The sequence below is a fragment of the Streptomyces zinciresistens K42 genome (genome assembly GCF_000225525.1).
GTDB lineage: Bacteria > Actinomycetota > Actinomycetes > Streptomycetales > Streptomycetaceae > Streptomyces > Streptomyces zinciresistens.
The window spans coordinates 116,228-133,240 of record NZ_AGBF01000005.1; the positions used below are offsets into that span (position 1 = coordinate 116,228).

Below are 17,013 nucleotides of genomic sequence, written 5' to 3' on the forward strand. Positions count from 1 at the left end.
CCGCGGCGGGAGCGGCCGCCCGGGCCCGCCGGGCGGCGGGATCGCGTCGCCCGTATGGACGCACCGTGACACGAGTGGAAAGCTCGAAGGACCGCGGGCGTCACCGGAGCCGCCATCGCTGGGGGTACCTCCCGGGCCGGGCCCGGGGGACGATCCGTGGGCCCGCGCCCACAGTGACCTCACCGTGCACGGGAGGCAGGATCATGGGCGACAAGGCGAACGCACACCCCGGGGCCGCCGGCAGGGCTACGGCGGCCGACCACCCCGCGTCCGTACGGAATGTGGTGCTGGTCGGCCACTCCGGATCGGGCAAGACCACCTTGGTGGAGGCCCTCGCGCTCACGGCGGGGGCGGTGAACCGGGCGGGCCGCGTCGAGGACGGCGGCACGGTCTCCGACTACGACGAGATGGAGCACCGGCAGCAGCGCTCGGTGCAGCTCTCCCTGGTGCCGGTCACCTGGGACGGCATCAAGATCAATCTTCTGGACACCCCCGGATACGCCGACTTCGTCGGGGAACTCAGGGCCGGTCTGCGAGCGGCGGACGCGGCCCTTTTCGTCGTCTCGGCCTCGGACGGCGTGGACGGCTCGACCCGCATGGTGTGGGAGGAGTGCGCGGCGGTCGGGATGCCCCGCGCGATCGTCGTCACGCACCTGGAGGCCGCGCGGGCCGACTACGAGGAGATGACGCGGATCTGCGCGGACGCCTTCGGCGGGGACGACCCGGACGCCGTGCTTCCGCTGTATCTGCCGCTGCACGGCCCGCAGGCCCCGGACGGGCACGCGCCCGTGACCGGTCTGATCGGGCTGCTGTCGCAGAAGCTGTTCGACTACTCGTCCGGGGCGCGCGAGGAGTCCGAGCCGGACGAGGACCGGCTGCCGCGGATCGAGGAGGCCCGCAACCGGCTGATCGAGGGCATCATCGCCGAGAGCGAGGACGAGACCCTCATGGACCGCTATCTCGGCGGTGAGCGGATCGACGTCAAGACCCTGACCGAGGACCTGGAACGGGCCGTGGCACGCGGCACGTTCTTCCCGGTCCTGGCCGCGGCCCCGGCCGCGGAGGGCGCACGGCAGGGCCTCGGCACGGTCGAGGTGCTGGAACTGGTCACCCGCGGCTTCCCGACCCCGCTGGAACGGCGGGCGCCGGCGGTCACCACCATCGGCGGCGAGCCGCGCGAGCTCCGGGCGTGCGACCCGGACGGGCCGCTGGTCGCCGAGGTCGTGAAGACCGCCTCCGACCCGTACGTCGGCCGGATCTCGCTGGTGCGGGTGTTCTCCGGCACGCTGCGCCCCGACGCGACGGTCCATGTCTCCGGGCACGGCCTGGAGGACCGCGGGCACGAGGACCACGACGTGGACGAGCGCGTCGGCGCCCTGTCGGCGCCCTTCGGCAAGCAGCAGCGGGGGCTGAGCCACTGCATCGCCGGTGACCTCGCGTGCGTGGCGAAGCTGAGCCGGGCGGAGACCGGCGACACGCTCTCCGCCAAGGACGACCCGCTGCTGATGGAGCCCTGGCAGATGCCGGACCCGCTGCTTCCGCTGGCCATCCAGGCGCACAGCAAGGCGGACGAGGACAAGCTGTCGCAGGGGCTGTCCCGGCTGGTGGCCGAGGATCCGACGATGCGCCTGGAGCAGAACCAGGCCACCCACCAGGTGGTGCTCTGGGCCCTTGGCGAGGCGCACGCCGACGTGGCCCTGGAGCGGCTGCGCAGCCGGTACGGGGTACAGGTCGACGTCGTGCCGCACAAGGTCCCGCTGCGGGAGACGTTCGCGGACAGGTCGACGGGCCGCGGGCGGCATGTGAAGCAGTCGGGCGGCCACGGCCAGTACGCCGTCTGCGAGATCGAGGTGGAGCCGCTGCCGGGCGGTTCGGGCATCGAGTTCGTGGACAAGGTCGTCGGCGGCGCGGTGCCGCGGCAGTTCATCCCGTCCGTGGAGAAGGGCGTCCGCGCGCAGGCCGCCCGTGGGGTCGCGGCCGGCCATCCGCTCGTCGACATCCGCGTCACGCTGCTGGACGGCAAGGCGCACTCGGTGGACTCCTCGGACGCGGCGTTCCAGACGGCCGGGGCCCTGGCGCTGCGCGAGGCCGCGGCGGACAACCGGATCCATCTGCTGGAGCCGGTGGCCGAGGTGGCCGTCCTGGTCGGCGACGACTACGTCGGTGCCGTGATGAGCGACCTGTCCGGGCGGCGCGGCCGGGTGCTGGGCACCGAGCAGACCAGCGGGGGCCGCACCGTCGTCAGGGCCGAGGTGCCCGAGATCGAGATCGGGCGCTACTCCGTGGACCTGCGCTCGCTGTCGCACGGCACCGCGCGCTTCAACCGTTCCTACGTCCGGCACGAGCCGATGCCGGCGCAGATCGCGGAGCGGGTCCGCGAAGGGGCGCGCGCCGCCTCGTAGCCGGCGCGGGAGGGCGGCCGGCGGAGGTGTGGCGCCTCGCAGGGGGCGCGCGGTGGCTGCCGGCGGGCGCGCGCCACCCGGTCGCCGGCGCCACCCGGTCGCCCGACGGAGCGCTCGCCTCGGCACCGGCGGGCGGCTTCGGCCGTCCGCCTACGGTTGTCAGTGGCTGGAGTTACGCTGATCACCGATCGAGAACTGATCAACAGGTGTGCGCAGCACGGAAGTCGGGAAGGCCGCAGGAGCGACAGTGCGGCGATCGGGGGCGGGAATGACCGTTGACGGCGGTTACGCGGACATCTTCGGTCCGCAGGTGCCGCGCATGGCCGGCGAGGGGCAGACGGCGACGTACGCGCTGGCTTCGGCGGCCTACCGGGACAATCCGTACGGAGACATCAAGAAGGCCGACAACGAGTGGCACCAGACCGACGTCAAGCCCGGCCGCGCCTGGGCGAAGATCTTCCGGCCCAACCTGGGTGAGGCGTTCTCGCGGGCCGTGGTCGACCGGATGCTCGGCGGTGGCCGCAAGCCGCTGATCCAGTCGTTCGGCGCCGAGCCGCAGGTGGTGGTGGAGCACTGCCTCGCGGCGAACAACATCCGCAAGGCCCGCGACCGGATGCTCAGCGGGATCATGGTGGTGTGCGGTGTGCTGTTCCTGCCGGGACTGCTGCTGTGGCTGCTGGTCTTCACCCTGCGTACCACCATCGTCAGGCGGGACGAGAAGCGGGGCGGCGCCCTCGGTTCGGTGCTGCTCGCCGCGGCGGGCGCGCTGGCCGTGCTGTTCCTGCTCAAGATGCCCTTCACCGGCTTCTGGGCCTGGTACGCGCGCGCGTCGGTCCTCATGCCGGTCGCCGGCTGGTTCTGGGCGAAGCAGGTCTGCGAGCGCACCGCGCGCGACCTGCGCGAGCGCTGGGACAGCCTGCTGGCCGGCGGCAGTGTCGGCGCGAAGGTGCCCGAGGCGGTGCCGACCAGCCCGAGCGAGACCCAGGCCGAGCAACTGCGCCAGGCGCTCGCCAAGCTGAGCGCCGAGCAGCAGTCCAACTCCGTGTTCTACGCCGGGCCCAAGGGCATACTCGGCATGGGCACGCGCTGGGGCAGCTGGCAGCTGGCCGAGGACCTGGTGGCCGCTGACCCCTCCCGGGAGATCCACCCCTTCCGCAGCTGGGACGTGATCCGGTCGATCCACGACCAGCTCCGGATGCTGGAGCGCGGCACGCTGAACACCGGCGGCTTCCCCAAGGCGTCCATACGGCACTGGGTCGTCACGCCGGTCGCCGAGGGCGCGAAGGCCGTGTCCCGTCCGGAGGGCACGGACGTCGAGGCGTACCAGGTCAAGCCGCACGCGATCCAGGACATCTGCAACAAGCAGCAGTTCGGCAGCGGGGACCGGCACTACCTGGGCGTCCAGTGGACGCTGTGGGACGGCCAGTTGATCATCACGATGCTGATCACCGTCACGGTGCTCCACGAGACGCTGCGCATCGAGGTGACCGGCCATGCGCTCGGTCCGGTCAACGGGCTGTTCCACGAGAAGCCCGAGGCGCCGAGCAAGGAGGTCACCAAGTCGTTCAAGCCGTGGGAGACCCGCAAGGTGAAGCTCCCGCTGGTCGACACCGACGAGGTGGTCCGCCTGGCGGTGCGCGCCCCGATCACCTGGTATCCCCCGCTGCTGAACTGGCTGGGCGGCACCATGGGCCTGCCCGAGCCGTTCGGGCTGCGGCACGCGTGGGCGGACCAGCCGTGGCGGCATCGCTTCATGGCCGACGACGCGCTGCGCGCCGCCACCCCGGTGCTGCGGGTGGTGCACGCGGCGGCGTTCAAGGTCCTCAAGGAGAACGGCGTGGACACCGAGAAGTTCGGCGCCCGCTCGTCGGCCCTCAGCGGGGCCGTGCAGGACCCGGCACCGCGCAAGGCCGACACCTACGACGCGTAGGCCGCCCCGCGGTGCGCACGGCAGGGGGTCCGGGCGGGACGTCCGGGACCCCTGCCGTGCCCGCGCCGTCCGGCCGCCCTCTCCGCGGGCCCGCGGGGGCGCTCTCTCCTCACGGCTCGCCCACCGTGGTGAGCGCCGCGGCCCCCGGGGGCGGCGGTCTCAGGCCGCCGGCCACACCTCGGCGAGCATCTTCCTGGTGTCCGCGAGCAGTTGGGGCAGCACGCGTGTGTGTCCCACGACCGGCATGAAGTTGGTGTCGCCGCCCCAGCGCGGCACGACGTGCTGGTGCAGATGGGCCGCGATACCGGCCCCGGCGACCGTGCCCTGGTTCATGCCGATGTTGAAGCCGTGGGCGCCGGAGGCGGTGCGCAGGGCGGTCATGGCCTGCTTGGTCAGCGCGGCGAGCTCCGCGGACTCCGGCACGGTGAGATCGGTGTAGTCGGCGACATGGCGGTAGGGCACGACCATCAGATGGCCGCCGTTGTACGGGTAGAGGTTGAGCACCGCGTAGACCTGCTCGCCGCGCCGGACGATCAGCCCGTCCTCGTCGGACTTGGCCGGGATGGAGCAGAAGGGGCAGCCGTCGTCGGCGCCGGGACCGCTCGGCTTGTTCTCACCCTGGATGTAGGCCATCCGATGGGGGGTCCACAGGCGCTGGAAGGCGTCCTGGATGCCCACTCCCCACTGCTGCTCCGGCTCACTCGTCATGCGTGCAGCATATTGCTTCGCCCGTTCGCGGCGTGTCGCCGGGGCGGGGCGGGGACGCCCCCTGGCCAAGCTGGGCGCGTGGACGACGACAGCCTTTACGCCCGCTGGGAACAGCGCACCGAGATCCCCCTCTTCCTCGCCTCGCTGGTCTTCCTCGGGGCGTACGCCGCCCGCGTCCTGGCGGAGGACATGCCCGCCGTCTGGAAGGACGTGTGCGCGTACTCGATGGCGGTGCTCTGGGCGCTGTTCGCGGCGGACTACATGGTGCGCCGGCGGCTCAGCGGCGAGCGGTTCCTCCGCTTCGCCAGGACCCACTTCCTGCACTCCGTCGTGGTGGTCCTGCCGCTGCTGCGGCCCCTGCGGATCGTGCCGCTCTACGACGTGATCCAGCGACGGCAGGGCGAGCCCCGGCTCTCGCTGCACGCACGGGTGATCGCCTACGCGGGCCTGTCGACCGTGCTGCTGGGCTTCGCCGGTTCACTCGCCGTCTTCCAGCAGGAGCACGGTGCGCCGGGCGCCACGATGCTGACGTTCGGCGACGCGGTCTGGTGGGCCTCCGCGACCCTGAGCACCGTCGGCTACGGCGACATCACCCCCGTCACCGGCGGCGGCCGGACGATCGCGGTCGGCATGATGGTCGGCGGGCTGGCCCTGCTGGGAGCGGTGACGGGGTCGTTCTCGTCCTGGCTGCTCCAGGTCTTCTCGCGCGAGAGCGACAGCGGGCCCCCGAAGACCTGAGTACCTCAGTACCCGAGTCGTCGGGGGCCCGCTCCGCCGGATCAGACCTGCGTGCGCTCCTCGACGACCTGCGCGATCTTCGCGATGGCGTCGTCCACCGGGATGCCGTTCTCCTGCGATCCGTCGCGGTAGCGGAAGGACACGGCGTCGTTGGCCATGTCCTCGTCGCCCGCGATGACCATGAACGGCACCTTCTGCTTCTGGGCGTTGCGGATCTTCTTCTGCATACGGTCCGAGGACGAGTCGACCTCGACGCGCAGGCCCTTGCGCCTGGCGGCCGCGGCGAACTTCTCCAGGTGGTCCACGTGCCCGTCGCCGATCGGGATGCCGATCGCCTGGACCGGGGCCAGCCACGCCGGGAACGCGCCCGCGTAGTGCTCCAGGAGAACGGCGAAGAACCGCTCGATGGAGCCGAACAGCGCACGGTGGATCATGACCGGGCGCTGCTTGGAGCCGTCCGCGGAGGTGTACTCCAGGTCGAAGCGCTCCGGCAGGTTGAAGTCGAGCTGGATCGTCGACATCTGCCAGGTGCGGCCGATGGCGTCCTTGGTCTGCACGGAGATCTTCGGACCGTAGAAGGCGGCGCCGCCCGGGTCCGGGACCAGGGGCAGGCCCTGCTTCTCGGCGACCTCGCGCAGGGTCTCGGTGGCCTCCTCCCACGCCTCGTCGGAGCCGACGAACTTCTCCGGGTCCTTGGTGGACAGCTCCAGGTAGAAGTCGGTCAGGCCGTAGTCGCGCAGCAGGCCGAGCACGAAGGTGAGCGTCTTGTCGAGCTCCTCCGACATCTGCTCGCGGGTGCAGTAGATGTGCGCGTCGTCCTGGGTGAAGCCCCGCGCGCGGGTCAGGCCGTGCACGACGCCCGACTTCTCGTACCGGTACACGGTGCCGAACTCGAAGAGGCGCAGCGGCAGTTCGCGGTAGGAGCGGCCTCGCGCGTCGAAGATCAGGTTGTGCATCGGGCAGTTCATGGGCTTGAGGTAGTAGTCCACGCCCTCGTCGAGCTGCATGGGCGGGTACATGCCGTCGGCGTACCAGTCCAGGTGGCCCGAGGTCTCGAAGAGCTTCCCCTTCGTCGCGTGCGGGGTGTAGACGAACTCGTAGCCCTCCTCCTCGTGGCGGCGGCGCGAGTAGTCCTCCATCACGCGGCGCACCACGCCGCCCTTGGGGTGGAAGACGGCGAGGCCGGAGCCGATCTGCTCGGGGACGGAGAAGAGGTCGAGTTCGCTGCCCAGCTTGCGGTGGTCGCGCTTCTCGGCCTCGGCGAGGAAGTCCAGGTACTGCTTCAATTCGTCCTTGGACGGCCAGGCGGTGCCGTAGATGCGCTGGAGCATCGGGTTCTTCTCGCTGCCGCGCCAGTAGGCGGCGGCGTTGCGCATGAGCTTGAAGGCCGGGATCGCGCGGGTCGACGGCAGGTGGGGACCGCGGCAGAGGTCCTTCCAGCACAGCTCGCCGGTCTTGGCGTCCAGGTTGTCGTAGATCGTCAGCTCGCCGGCGCCGACCTCGACGTCCGCGCCGTCGTCGTGGGAGGCGGCGCCCTTGAGGCCGATCAGCTCCAGCTTGTACGGCTCGTCCGCCAGCTCCGCGCGGGCGTCCTCGTCGGTGACGACGCGGCGGGCGAACCTCTGGCCCCGCTTCTGGATCTCCTGCATCTTCTTCTCGACGGCCTTGAGGTCCTCGGGCGTGAACGGCTTCTCGACGTCGAAGTCGTAGTAGAAGCCGTCCTTGACCGGCGGGCCGATGCCGAGCCTGGCGTCGGGGAAGAGCTCCTGCACCGCCTGTGCCATCACGTGGGCGGTGGAGTGGCGCAGAATGCCCAGACCGTCCTCGGAGGAGATCTCGACGCCCTCGACCTCCTCGCCGTCGGCGAGGACGTACGACAGGTCCTTGAGTTCGCCGCCCACGCGCGCGGCGATGATCGCGCGCTGGCCGGCGAAGAGGTCGGCGGCCGTAGTCCCCGTCGTCACCACGCGCTCTTCCCGCTCGGAATCGCGTTGGATGATCACACGGACGTCTGACACCGGTCTCTCCTGACTGAAGGGGGGTGCGGCGCCATACCAGGAGCGCGCGCATGACGCGATCGTACCGACCCGGGCCGCCCGACCGCGAAACGATTACCGCGGCCCCGGACGGCGCCCCGCAGGCCGGGGGCGCACGGGCCCGGTGCCGCGGCCCGCTCAGGCCCCCGAGTCCTGCCCGCCGCACGCCTCTTCGAAGAAGTCCGGATCCTCCCGGAGGGACTTCGTCAGCCGGTCCCGCTCGGCCTCGTCGACCGGGACCGGTACGACGTCGAAGGCGCCGGTGAGCCGGCGGAAGCCGCCCCGGCTCTCCAGCCGGCCGTGCACCCGGACCGGCAGCCCGAGCAGGTGCGCGTGCCCGGCGACGCGGTACGCCTCCTCGTCGAGGGCGAGCCGGACGTGCGGGACCTCGGCGCCCGCGAGGACGCGCAGCCGGACGGTGCCCTCGCCGCGCGGGCCGGAGCGGTGCATCCGCACCACGGTGCCGGTGAGGCGGACCGGGACGGAGGGCTCGCCGCTCAGATAGCGGGCGGACGCCTCCCGCAGCACCGGCAGGTCGCCCGGGGAGAACTCGACGGGCTCGGCCGCGGCGGCGCAGCCCTCGGGCGCCGCGGCCGCCGGTGCCCACGCGACGGCGACGCGCGCACCCTGCGTACCGCGCACCAGGGCGATCAGCGCCTCGGTCAGCTCGCGGCTGACGCCCGCCCCGACTGCGCCGTCGAAGGCGTCCATGCCGCCGGTGGCGCGCCGGTAGTCGATCGCCTCGCGGGCCGCGTACAGCGCCTGGTGCAGCCGTACGGCCAGCGGACGTCCCGCCTCGACGGGCACGAAGGCGGTGAGGGCCCGGCCGCCGGGCGCGGAGCCCACCAGGACGCGGTCGAGCAGGGCGGCGGCGGAGCGGCGGTGCCGGGCTCCGTGGAATCCGGCGCGCGCGCGGGTGGCGAGCGCGGCGGCCAGGAGCATCCGGCGGGCGGCGCCGCGCAGTTCCTCCTCGACGGGCCAGGGGGCGGCGCCCGCGGGCCCGGCGGGCACGTCGCGCCACCAGCGGATCTCGTCGCTGGGCAGGGTGAGGCCGAGGAGCACCTCCCGCGCGCAGGGGGCGCCGCTGCGGGCCAGCGCGGTCAGAGCCTCGCCGAGCAGGTCGTCGCTGTCGGGGAAAGCGCGGGACTCCGGGACCAGGAGGCTGGTCCCGCCGCCGGGGCCGGGCGGGGTCCAGCGGCCGTAGCGTCCGGCCGCTCCCCCGCGCCGCTGCCAGCCGTGCCTCCTCAGCAGCGCGGCGAGCACGGCCGGGTCGACCTGGGCGGGCTCGGGGGCGCGGTCCCAGGGGCGGTCGGCCGGGTGCGGCCGTACCGGACGGGCGGGTTCCTCCAAGGGGCGGTGGTTCATGGCCTGCCTCCGGTCCCGACCCGCGTCATGATCTCGCACAGGGCACGGTCGTCGAAGATGCGGGCGGTCGGCACCCGCACGGTGGTGCGGCGCCGGCCGGTGACCGGATGACCGGCCAGGTTGACCCAGTAGCAGCAGTGGCGCAGTTCGAGCCGGTCGTGCCCGGCCCGCAGCCACTGCTCCCGCGCGCGCGGGACGATCATCACGACCAGGATCTTGTGCACCGAGACCGGAGTGCGGGCCAGCTTCGTCAGATGGGCGTTGTCGAGCGTGAAGGAGAAGAAGCGGCCCGGCGGGTTCGGCGCCAGCTGGTACGTCGCCTTGAGCTGCACCTTGATGGTGACCTCGTCGTCCACCGTGTGACCGGGGGCGCTGTGGCTGACGTGCCAGTCGATGCCGTTGTCCGGGAACGGCTGGGACAGTGAGCATCCGGCCGCCGCCGCGACCGCGTGGAGGTGGCCCACCTGGAGCGTCTCCATGCAGGCGGTGGCGGCGAGCGAGCCGCGGGGGGCGCCCGTCCGCTCGGGCAGCAGCCCGCCCCGCTCGGGCTGCGCGATGACCATGGCCAACAGCCTTCCAGGCAGAGTGAATCCCCGTGGCGGGCCGCTGAACTGCAAAGACCCGCACTCCTGTTGTGTCCTTTGGGCGTACGCCGCAAACAGCCCGGGTATCACCAAACAGGCAGAAGACGGTACGTCAGCTGCCATGGGTGAACGAGGGGTTGGGTAGGTATGGCGTGCTGGTATGAGGGCCCTCTCGCGGCATTCGACACGGAGACGACGGGCGTGGACGTCGAGAGCGACCGGATCGTCTCGGCGGCCGTCGTCGTCCAGGACGCCCCGGGCGCGCGGCCGCGGGTGACCCGGTGGCTGGTGAACCCGGGCGTGCCGGTGCCGCGGGCGGCGACGGCGGTGCACGGACTGACGGAGGAACACCTCCAGCACAACGGTCGCTGGCCGGCGCCCGTGATGCGGGAGATAGCCGAGGAACTGGCGGCTCACGCCACGGCGGGCCGGCCGCTCGTGGTGATGAACGCGCCGTTCGATCTGACGCTGCTGGACCGCGAGTTGCGCCGCCATCGCGCCTCGTCCCTGGACCGCTGGTTCGAGGCGAAGCCGCTGCTGGTGCTGGATCCGCGGGTCCTGGACAAGCAGTTGGACCGCTACCGCAAGGGCCGCCGCACCCTGACGGACCTGTGCGCGCACTACGAGGTGGAGTTGGACGGCGCCCATGAGGCGGCGGCCGACGCGCTGGCCTCGCTGGAGGTCGTCCGGGCGGTGGGCCGCCGCTTCGCCGCCCGGCTGGAGCGCCTGTCCCCCTCCGAGCTGCACACGTTGCAGGCGGGGTGGCACGCGGCGCAGGCACGCGGACTCCAGGCGTGGTTCGCCCGCAGCGGCAGCGACGAGTCGGTGGACCCGGCCTGGCCGCTGCGCCCGGAGCTGCCCGCGGCGGCGGCCTGAACGACGGAAAAGCCGGCCCGCGTCAGGCGGACCGGCTTTGTCCCGGTGGGCGACAAGGGGCCTGACTGGAACACGCAGTACCGGCTGCGGGCCCCCTGCTTTTGAGGGATTTCGGGTGGCAGCAATCGCGCACTGAACACGCTCCGCGATGAGCGTTATTATTGTCGCGCGGCTGACTTTCTACCAACAAACACCAACTACTAACCCTGAACTGACCGCTACGGTTCCGGCCAACAGCATTGGACGCCTGATGCTTGGCGAATACCCAAGCGAGGAAGTGGCCCAGCGCTTCACGTTCCGTATATCGCCACCGAGCGATGACGGCGTGGTAGTCCATGAGACCTTCGACAATATTCCGGGCGGCGTTCACAAAATCGTCTTTATCGAAAACTACGAAATGCACCCTGTGGCCGATGGCTGAGCGAGCTGACGAATAGTGCCATCCATTGCGTATTCAGCATCGGACGGCACCCCTTCGGTGCGCTTTTACAGCACGTTTTCACTAAACACCCTCGTCAGAGGGGTGCCGCCCGGAGTTGTCTTGCTACGCGGTCGCCGCCTGTCGGCCGCCATCACGGATCACTACGCTTGCCAGCATGGTGACTGACAGCGTGACGTTACGCACCCTCGACGGCCTCCACCTAGCCGGCACTCTCGTTCGCCCCCAGGAACCCACCACACAAGCCGTGCTGTTGGTGCACGGCGGAGGCGTCACCCGCGAAGAGGGCGGCTTCTTCGGACGTCTGGCAACCGGCCTTGCTGATGCGGGCATTGCCTCACTGCGCTTCGACTTGCGCGCACACGGCGAGAGTGAGGGACGACAGGAAGAACTCACCCTGTCGGCGATCCTCAACGACATTCGCGTCATGCTCGCGCACCTTCGTAGGGCCACTGGTGCCGACGACATCACGTTGCTTGGTGCCAGCTTCGGCGGTGGCGTCTGTGCGTACTACGCCGCCAAGCGCCCCGAAGAAGTCTCGCGGCTGGTGCTGTTCAACCCGCAACTCAACTACAAGCGACGGACCATCGACAGCCGGGACTACTGGACTGACGACGTCATCAGCGAGGAGGCCGCGGCCGAACTGACCGAGCGCGGTGCGCTCCAGTTCACGCCCGCACTGCGCCACGGCCGCCCGATGCTCAACGAGGTTTTCTGGCTCAAGCCACACGAAGCGCTTAGGGAGGTACAGGCACCGACCCTCATCTTGCATGGCACGGCGGACACGCTGGTGCCGTTCGAGTCGTCTCGTGACGCGGTAGCCCGGTTTACGGCACCGGTTGAACTCGTGCCCGTGGAGGGGTCGCAACACGGCTTTGCCGTCCACTACGATCCGCAGTACCTCGACCCCAAGAGCCAGGAGTATCAGGCGTTCGTCATCCGCACGGTGACGGACTGGCTCACCGCTACGCAGTAAGAGACTCGCGGAATTCTCGGACGGCGGGCCGGCTACGCCACCGATCGAGGGTCAGCAGGACTTCGCCGAGGACGCGCACGGTACGTTCCGACTTCACCTCGTGCGCCACGGCCACCGAAGCCTTGCCGACCTTCGCGGCTTCGTCCGGCTCGCCACTCAGCGCCAGTGCAGCCGCTCGCCGTGCATTGAAGAACCCCGTGTCACGGTGGGACAGCATCCCCGTGCTCATCACGTCGCTGAACAGCTCAACCGCGAGACTCGGCTTACCAGCCTCGGTGTAGGTAATGGCGTCCCGCAGCAGTCGGGTGTGCCCGTTGAAGTACGTCCCGAGGGCGTCGGGGTGGTCCTCGGGCGCGTTGGTCAGCAGCGCCTCGGCGTCGGCCAGCTGGCCACGCACCACATCAAGCGGATCACCGAGCATGGCCCGTCCGAGCGCTTCTTGCTGTGTCACCTCTGCTCGTACCCGCGCCGGCAGGTGCCAGCGATCGTGTCCGGCGGCCTGGGCGAGCGTTAGCATCCGCAGCGCATCGCGTTCGTCGTACGCCATCTGGGACTTCTTGAGCAGCACGTACCCCTGCATGGGGGCGCTGTCTGCCTCCTGCGCCCATTCCATCGCGCGGTCGTACCAGAACACCGCTGCCTGTGGCTGCTGGATATCCCGGTACAGCCACCCGGCGAACTCGGCACCGTCCGCCCCCAGGGCGAGGAGTTCACGGCGCACGCTCAGCTTCACGTCGCGTGCTTGAGCCTCGACCGCGCCAAGCAAGCCGAGCATCACCGGCAACGTCTTCTTGGGGCCAAGCGCGCCATCGTCGCGCTTGGCCTTGCCGAGGACGCGGCGGAAGTAGTCGACAACCGGGCCGTCAAGGTAGCGGTGCGCGTCGTCAAGCGCGGCGGCAACGTGTTGCAGCTCGTCCAAACCGAGGCCGGGCAGTGCTACGGCCGCAACACCGTTCTTGAGGAAGTCTCGACGGTTGAAAGGGCTCATTGGGTCTCGCTCTGCGGCTTGGGCGGACACGTCCGCCGATGAACCAATCAAGCTGCCCAATCCGCTCGGCAAGATCGTCTCTGCGTCGACGGGAACGAGCACAGTGCGGCCGTTGACCACGACCGGCAGCAGGCCACCGGCCTGCGACGCCTCCAGCATCATTGCTGCGGCCTGGACCGGTGCAGAGGTCACCTCGATAGAGGCTTCATCCCTGCACTCGGGCAGCTTGAACCACAGTAGGTCCGCAGGAATCTTGAGGCTATGCGCCCACCTCATGAGCTTGCCGAGGTCGTGCGGCGGCTTTCCGCTCTCGATCCGGCTTAACTGCGCCTGGTTCAGGTCGAGCCATCCGGCCATCGCCTCTTGCGACACCACACGGTCATGCCATGGGTGCGTGCGGTAGGCGTAGAACACGTGACCCATGTGCCAACTGGCGAGCGCTTCGCGCATCCGTTCGTGTTGCCAAAATTCAAGCGGAACCTGGGGCGGATCGGCGACCGCAGCGGCAGCAATTTTGCGCTGGCACGTCGCACAACGCTCGCCCTGGTTATCCCGAGCCAGACGGGTGCCGCAAGCGCAGTGTCGTACGTGCCGCTGTGCCATGTGCCGTACTCCGTAGGGGCTTTGCCGGTATGCCGGGGCCAAGCCTACGGACCCTAGGCCGCCGGGGTGGCCCTGTCTATGCGGGCCATACATACCCCCTTATGCGGTAGCGCCATGACGTCCGGTGGCCCTTGGCCCCCAAGCTCGACGCGGTGCTTCACCCCCGATAGCGAACCGCAAGGGAGTGCCGTATGACCCCGGAACACTTCGTCAGCCGATTGGAGCTTGCCGCTCAGAAGGATGCGGTGCGCTGGGCCAGACGACACGCCCGCGACGTTCTGAGCATCTGGCGCGTACACCCCGACCACATTGAGACGGCCGCCCTCGTCGTCTCCGAGCTGGTCACGAACGCCGTGCAGCACGTCATCAAGGGCACGCCGGCCACCGGGCCTGCTCGGTTGACGTTGATCCTGCGGCACCGCGGTACGCACCTGATCGTCAAGGTAGCCGATCCCGACGTCCGACCGCCGGTGATGCAGGGGGCAGCAGCGCCAAGCGCGGAGAGCGGCCGAGGGCTGCTCATCGTGGAAAGCGTCTCGAAGGAGTGGGGCTACTACCTCCCACCGACCGGCGGCAAAGTCGTTTGGTCCTCGCTCGCGCTGGTTTGGCACCACCAGCAGTAAGCCCATGGCGACCGTTTCGGGCTAAGGGTCGCATTGCTCAAAAACCCGCCTACCTAACGGAGTTCCCTCATGCCTGCTTCCGCGACCATGCGCTCTGAACTGGCCGCCCTGGTCGATGAACAGCAGACCACAACCAAGCTCCTCCAAGCCCAGCTCACGAAACAGCTTCGTGCGCTCGACACCAAGGAGAACAACCTCATCGAGCTGGCCGCCGACGGCAGCCTGCCCCAGGCCAAGATCAAGGCCAAGTTGCAAAAGATCACCAAACAGCGGGATCGTCTGACGACCCGGCTCCACGACGTCGATGAGGACCTCAGCACGGCGGCCGAGATCATCGAGGCGTGCTTGCAGCTGCTGCAAGATCCGCTGGCGCTGTACCGGCGCTGCAATGAGCAGCAGCGCCGCCGGCTGAACCAAGCTCTCTTCGAGGCGCTGTACATCGAAGAAGACCGAACGGCGACGTTCGGGTGAGACACACGCTCAAGGAGCCGTTCGCCATCCTGCACGAGGCTCAGAACCAACACCACACCCCCACGGGGCCGCCAGAGGCCCCGCCCAGCCTCCGGGCCGTCCTACCGGCCCCCAAACGGCAAAGCGCCCCTCCCCAGCCGGGGACGGGCGCTGGCCTGCAACTAACAAAGGCCGCCCTGGCGGGCGGCCCTTGGAAGGTACCGGGTTCCAACAATCTTCTTATGGTGGGCGATACTGGGTTCGAACCAGTGACCTCTTCGGTGTGAACGAAGCGCTCTCCCACTGAGCTAATCGCCCGGGAACGCACTGAACCATACAGGTCTCCGCGCGCTCGGTTCAAACCGCGGGGCGTCCGCCGGACAGGCGGGTCAGGAGGCCGCGGCGGCCGGCCCGCATCATCAGCCGGTGGTTGGCGCGGAAGAACGGCCTTCCCACGACGGCGAACCTGCGCAGCAGCGGCTTGTTCACGTCGACGACCTGGTCGTAGCGGGCGAGGCTGCCGTGGCCGTGCGGGGTGATCGTCCAGCGCGCCCAGCCGTCGAGGTCCCCGCTCATGGCGATCTCCAGCACACCGGCCTCCCGGTCGCGCCGCACCTCGCGGGCGGTGAAGGTCAGGGCGTAGGGAAGGAGGGAGCGGACGGTGATCACGCCGCTGGCGCCGTCGCCGCGGCGCACCGCGCGCACCTGGGGCCACCAGCGGGGATAGTCCTGGGCCCGCTCCAGCACGTCGTAGACGGCGGAGGGCGGCGCGGGCAGTTCCCACTGGCTGCAAAAGCGGTAGCGGCGGCGGTCCATGCACCGAGTCTGCCCGGGACCGGCGGGTTCGCGCCGGATCTGAGTACGCCCTCTGAGTACCCGCACTCATGCCGGTCGCCGTGACCCGGACCACACTCCAGGGCATGACGCACTTTCCGCCACCGGCCGAGGAGTTGCGGCTCATCGATCAAGAGCTGCGCCAACTGGACTCCCGGCGGGCACAGTTGCTCCACCGTCGCGCCTGGCTGATCACGGCCCTGCAGCGGGCGGCGCGGACCGCCGCGGGCCCGGTGCCGCCGGCGCCGCCGCGCCCCGATGCCTCGCCGCCCCGGGTCCAGAACGTCCTGCTGGTGCTGGGCGGTGTCCTGCTGACCATCGCCGCGATGGCGTTCACGCTGGTCAGCTGGGGTCACCTGGGGATCGCCGGGCGGGCCCTGGTGCTCGGCGGGGTCACACTGGCGGTGCTCGCCGTCCCGGTCGCGCTGCTGAAGCGCGGTCTGCGCTCGACGGCGGAGTCGGTGGCGGGCCTCGGCCTCGCGCTGACCGTGCTCGACGCCTACGCGCTGCGCGAGGCCGCGCTGCCGGGCGTGGACGCCGCCGGCTACACGGCTGTCGCCTCGGCGCTCCTCGCGGTGCTGTGGGCGGCTTACGGTCTGCTGCCGTACGCCTCGGCGCTGCGTCTGCCCCTGCCGGCGGCGCTGGTCGCCGCCCAACTGCCGCTGATGCTCGGGGCGGTGGCGGCCGGCCTGGACGTCTTCTGGCTGACGGCCGCCGTGCTGGTGACGGCGGGCCTGGACGCGGGGGTGGCGCTGCGGGCGCCCGCCAGGTCCGTCCGGATCACCGCCGTGTGCGGCGCGGGAGTCCTCGGCACCTGGGGCGTGGCTGCCGCGGGCTGGTTGTCGTGGACGGCCACCGGACCGGGCACCGCCGCCCGTGCGGCGGTGCTCCTCCTGTTCGCCGCGGCGGTCGCGCTGGCCGCGGCCCGGCGGGAGCGGGCCGGGAGGCAGGCCGGCCTCGCGGTCGTGGCCGGCCTGCTGACGGTCGCCGCGCTGGGCGGCACGGCGCGTTCCGCGCTGCCGGGCGCCTGGACGGTTCCCGGGTATCTGGCGTGCGGGATCGCCCTGTTGGCGGCCGTACGCGTACGGCGGCTGCCGGAGCGGGTGCGGCGGGGGCTGGCGCTGGCGTCCGCGGTCGTCCAGGGGACGGCCCTGCTGTGGACACTGCCGCTGGTCGGGCTCGCGCTGCTGGGGCCGGTCGCCGGCGTGGAGCGGGTGTGGTCCGGGGCCCCGGCCGGCCTGCGCGAGGCACTGTCGGCGGACGCCGTCTGGCCCGCCCACGCGCAGACGGTGCCCGTGGTGCTGGGAGCGGTCGCCGCCGTCCTGTTCCTCGCGGTACGGGACGCGGCCCGGCGGCCCGCGGCCCTGAGCGGGGCGCTGGTGCTGGTCTGGGCGACGGCGCTGGTCCTGCCGCCGGTCCTCGACGTCCCGTACACCGCGGGACTGGTGGCGCTCGCGGTCC

At 70.8% G+C, this 17,013-nt stretch carries 14 protein-coding genes, 1 tRNA gene and 1 pseudogene; 9 read left to right on the top strand and 7 right to left on the bottom strand.

All coding sequences use genetic code 11. The annotated features are described in order from the left end of the window. Positions 1 to 203 precede the first annotated feature (203 nt). Positions 204 to 2,402, top strand: coding sequence for an elongation factor G-like protein EF-G2 (locus SZN_RS03670; RefSeq protein WP_007491524.1), 2,199 nt, complete (start codon positions 204 to 206; stop codon positions 2,400 to 2,402). 268 nt (positions 2,403 to 2,670) lie between these two features. Next, positions 2,671 to 4,332, top strand: a complete 1,662-nt coding sequence (locus SZN_RS03675; RefSeq protein WP_007491526.1) for a hypothetical protein — start codon at positions 2,671 to 2,673, stop codon at positions 4,330 to 4,332. Between the two features lie 159 nt (positions 4,333 to 4,491). Here SZN_RS03675 and SZN_RS03680 read toward each other — a convergent pair whose 3' ends face one another. After that, positions 4,492 to 5,040 carry an HIT family protein gene (locus SZN_RS03680; protein ID WP_043727895.1) on the bottom strand — a complete coding sequence of 183 codons (549 nt, stop codon included), beginning with the start codon at positions 5,038 to 5,040 and terminating at the stop codon, positions 4,492 to 4,494. Between the two features lie 78 nt (positions 5,041 to 5,118). Between SZN_RS03680 and SZN_RS03685 the strand changes: the two genes are divergently transcribed. After that, positions 5,119 to 5,778 carry a potassium channel family protein gene (locus SZN_RS03685; RefSeq protein WP_007491531.1) on the top strand — a complete coding sequence of 220 codons (660 nt, stop codon included), beginning with the start codon at positions 5,119 to 5,121 and terminating at the stop codon, positions 5,776 to 5,778. Between the two features lie 41 nt (positions 5,779 to 5,819). On the opposite strand, the gene thrS is transcribed toward SZN_RS03685, so the two are convergent. From thrS to SZN_RS03700, 3 genes are all read right to left on the bottom strand, one after another. After that, entirely contained in the window at positions 5,820 to 7,796 is a 1,977-nt protein-coding gene (gene thrS, locus SZN_RS03690) for a threonine--tRNA ligase (protein WP_007491533.1), read from the bottom strand. A 156-nt stretch (positions 7,797 to 7,952) separates the two neighbouring features. After that, the gene (locus tag SZN_RS03695) at positions 7,953 to 9,179 is read right to left on the bottom strand and encodes a hypothetical protein (RefSeq protein WP_007491535.1); all 1,227 of its coding nucleotides are present in this window, start codon (positions 9,177 to 9,179) and stop codon (positions 7,953 to 7,955) included. Further along, the gene (locus SZN_RS03700; protein WP_007491537.1) at positions 9,176 to 9,742 is read right to left on the bottom strand and encodes a DUF4365 domain-containing protein; all 567 of its coding nucleotides are present in this window, start codon (positions 9,740 to 9,742) and stop codon (positions 9,176 to 9,178) included. The genes SZN_RS03695 and SZN_RS03700 overlap by 4 nt, the downstream gene beginning before the upstream one ends. A 168-nt stretch (positions 9,743 to 9,910) precedes the next feature. Here SZN_RS03700 and SZN_RS03705 point away from each other — a divergent pair, with 168 nt between their 5' ends. From SZN_RS03705 to SZN_RS03710, 3 genes are all read left to right on the top strand, one after another. Then, positions 9,911 to 10,639, top strand: coding sequence for a 3'-5' exonuclease (locus SZN_RS03705; RefSeq protein WP_007491539.1), 729 nt, complete (start codon positions 9,911 to 9,913; stop codon positions 10,637 to 10,639). 148 nt (positions 10,640 to 10,787) lie between these two features. Continuing rightward, a complete protein-coding gene (locus SZN_RS40820) occupies positions 10,788 to 11,060 on the top strand; it encodes a hypothetical protein (protein ID WP_139063519.1) in 273 nt (90 codons plus the stop codon). 175 nt (positions 11,061 to 11,235) lie between these two features. Continuing rightward, positions 11,236 to 12,054, top strand: a complete 819-nt coding sequence (locus SZN_RS03710) for an alpha/beta hydrolase (protein ID WP_007491541.1) — start codon at positions 11,236 to 11,238, stop codon at positions 12,052 to 12,054. Here the strand turns inward: SZN_RS03710 and SZN_RS03715 are convergent. Next, entirely contained in the window at positions 12,044 to 13,645 is a 1,602-nt protein-coding gene (locus SZN_RS03715; protein WP_244313279.1) for a helix-turn-helix domain-containing protein, read from the bottom strand. The two genes, SZN_RS03710 and SZN_RS03715, sit on opposite strands and share 11 nt — an antisense overlap. Before the next feature lie 191 nt (positions 13,646 to 13,836). Between SZN_RS03715 and SZN_RS03720 the strand changes: the two genes are divergently transcribed. Both SZN_RS03720 and SZN_RS03725 read left to right on the top strand, forming a co-directional pair. Beyond that, the gene (locus SZN_RS03720; RefSeq protein WP_007491543.1) at positions 13,837 to 14,268 is read left to right on the top strand and encodes an ATP-binding protein; all 432 of its coding nucleotides are present in this window, start codon (positions 13,837 to 13,839) and stop codon (positions 14,266 to 14,268) included. A gap of 69 nt (positions 14,269 to 14,337) precedes the next feature. After that, the gene (locus SZN_RS03725; protein WP_007491544.1) at positions 14,338 to 14,739 is read left to right on the top strand and encodes a hypothetical protein; all 402 of its coding nucleotides are present in this window, start codon (positions 14,338 to 14,340) and stop codon (positions 14,737 to 14,739) included. A 222-nt stretch (positions 14,740 to 14,961) separates the two neighbouring features. On the opposite strand, the gene SZN_RS03730 is transcribed toward SZN_RS03725, so the two are convergent. Both SZN_RS03730 and SZN_RS03735 read right to left on the bottom strand, forming a co-directional pair. Further along, a tRNA-Val gene (locus SZN_RS03730) sits at positions 14,962 to 15,036 on the bottom strand. Between the two features lie 39 nt (positions 15,037 to 15,075). Next, positions 15,076 to 15,534, bottom strand: a complete 459-nt coding sequence (locus tag SZN_RS03735; protein ID WP_007491545.1) for an SRPBCC family protein — start codon at positions 15,532 to 15,534, stop codon at positions 15,076 to 15,078. Between the two features lie 104 nt (positions 15,535 to 15,638). Here SZN_RS03735 and SZN_RS03740 point away from each other — a divergent pair. Next, positions 15,639 to 17,013 (top strand): annotated as a pseudogene (locus tag SZN_RS03740) (SCO7613 C-terminal domain-containing membrane protein); the annotation flags it as partial.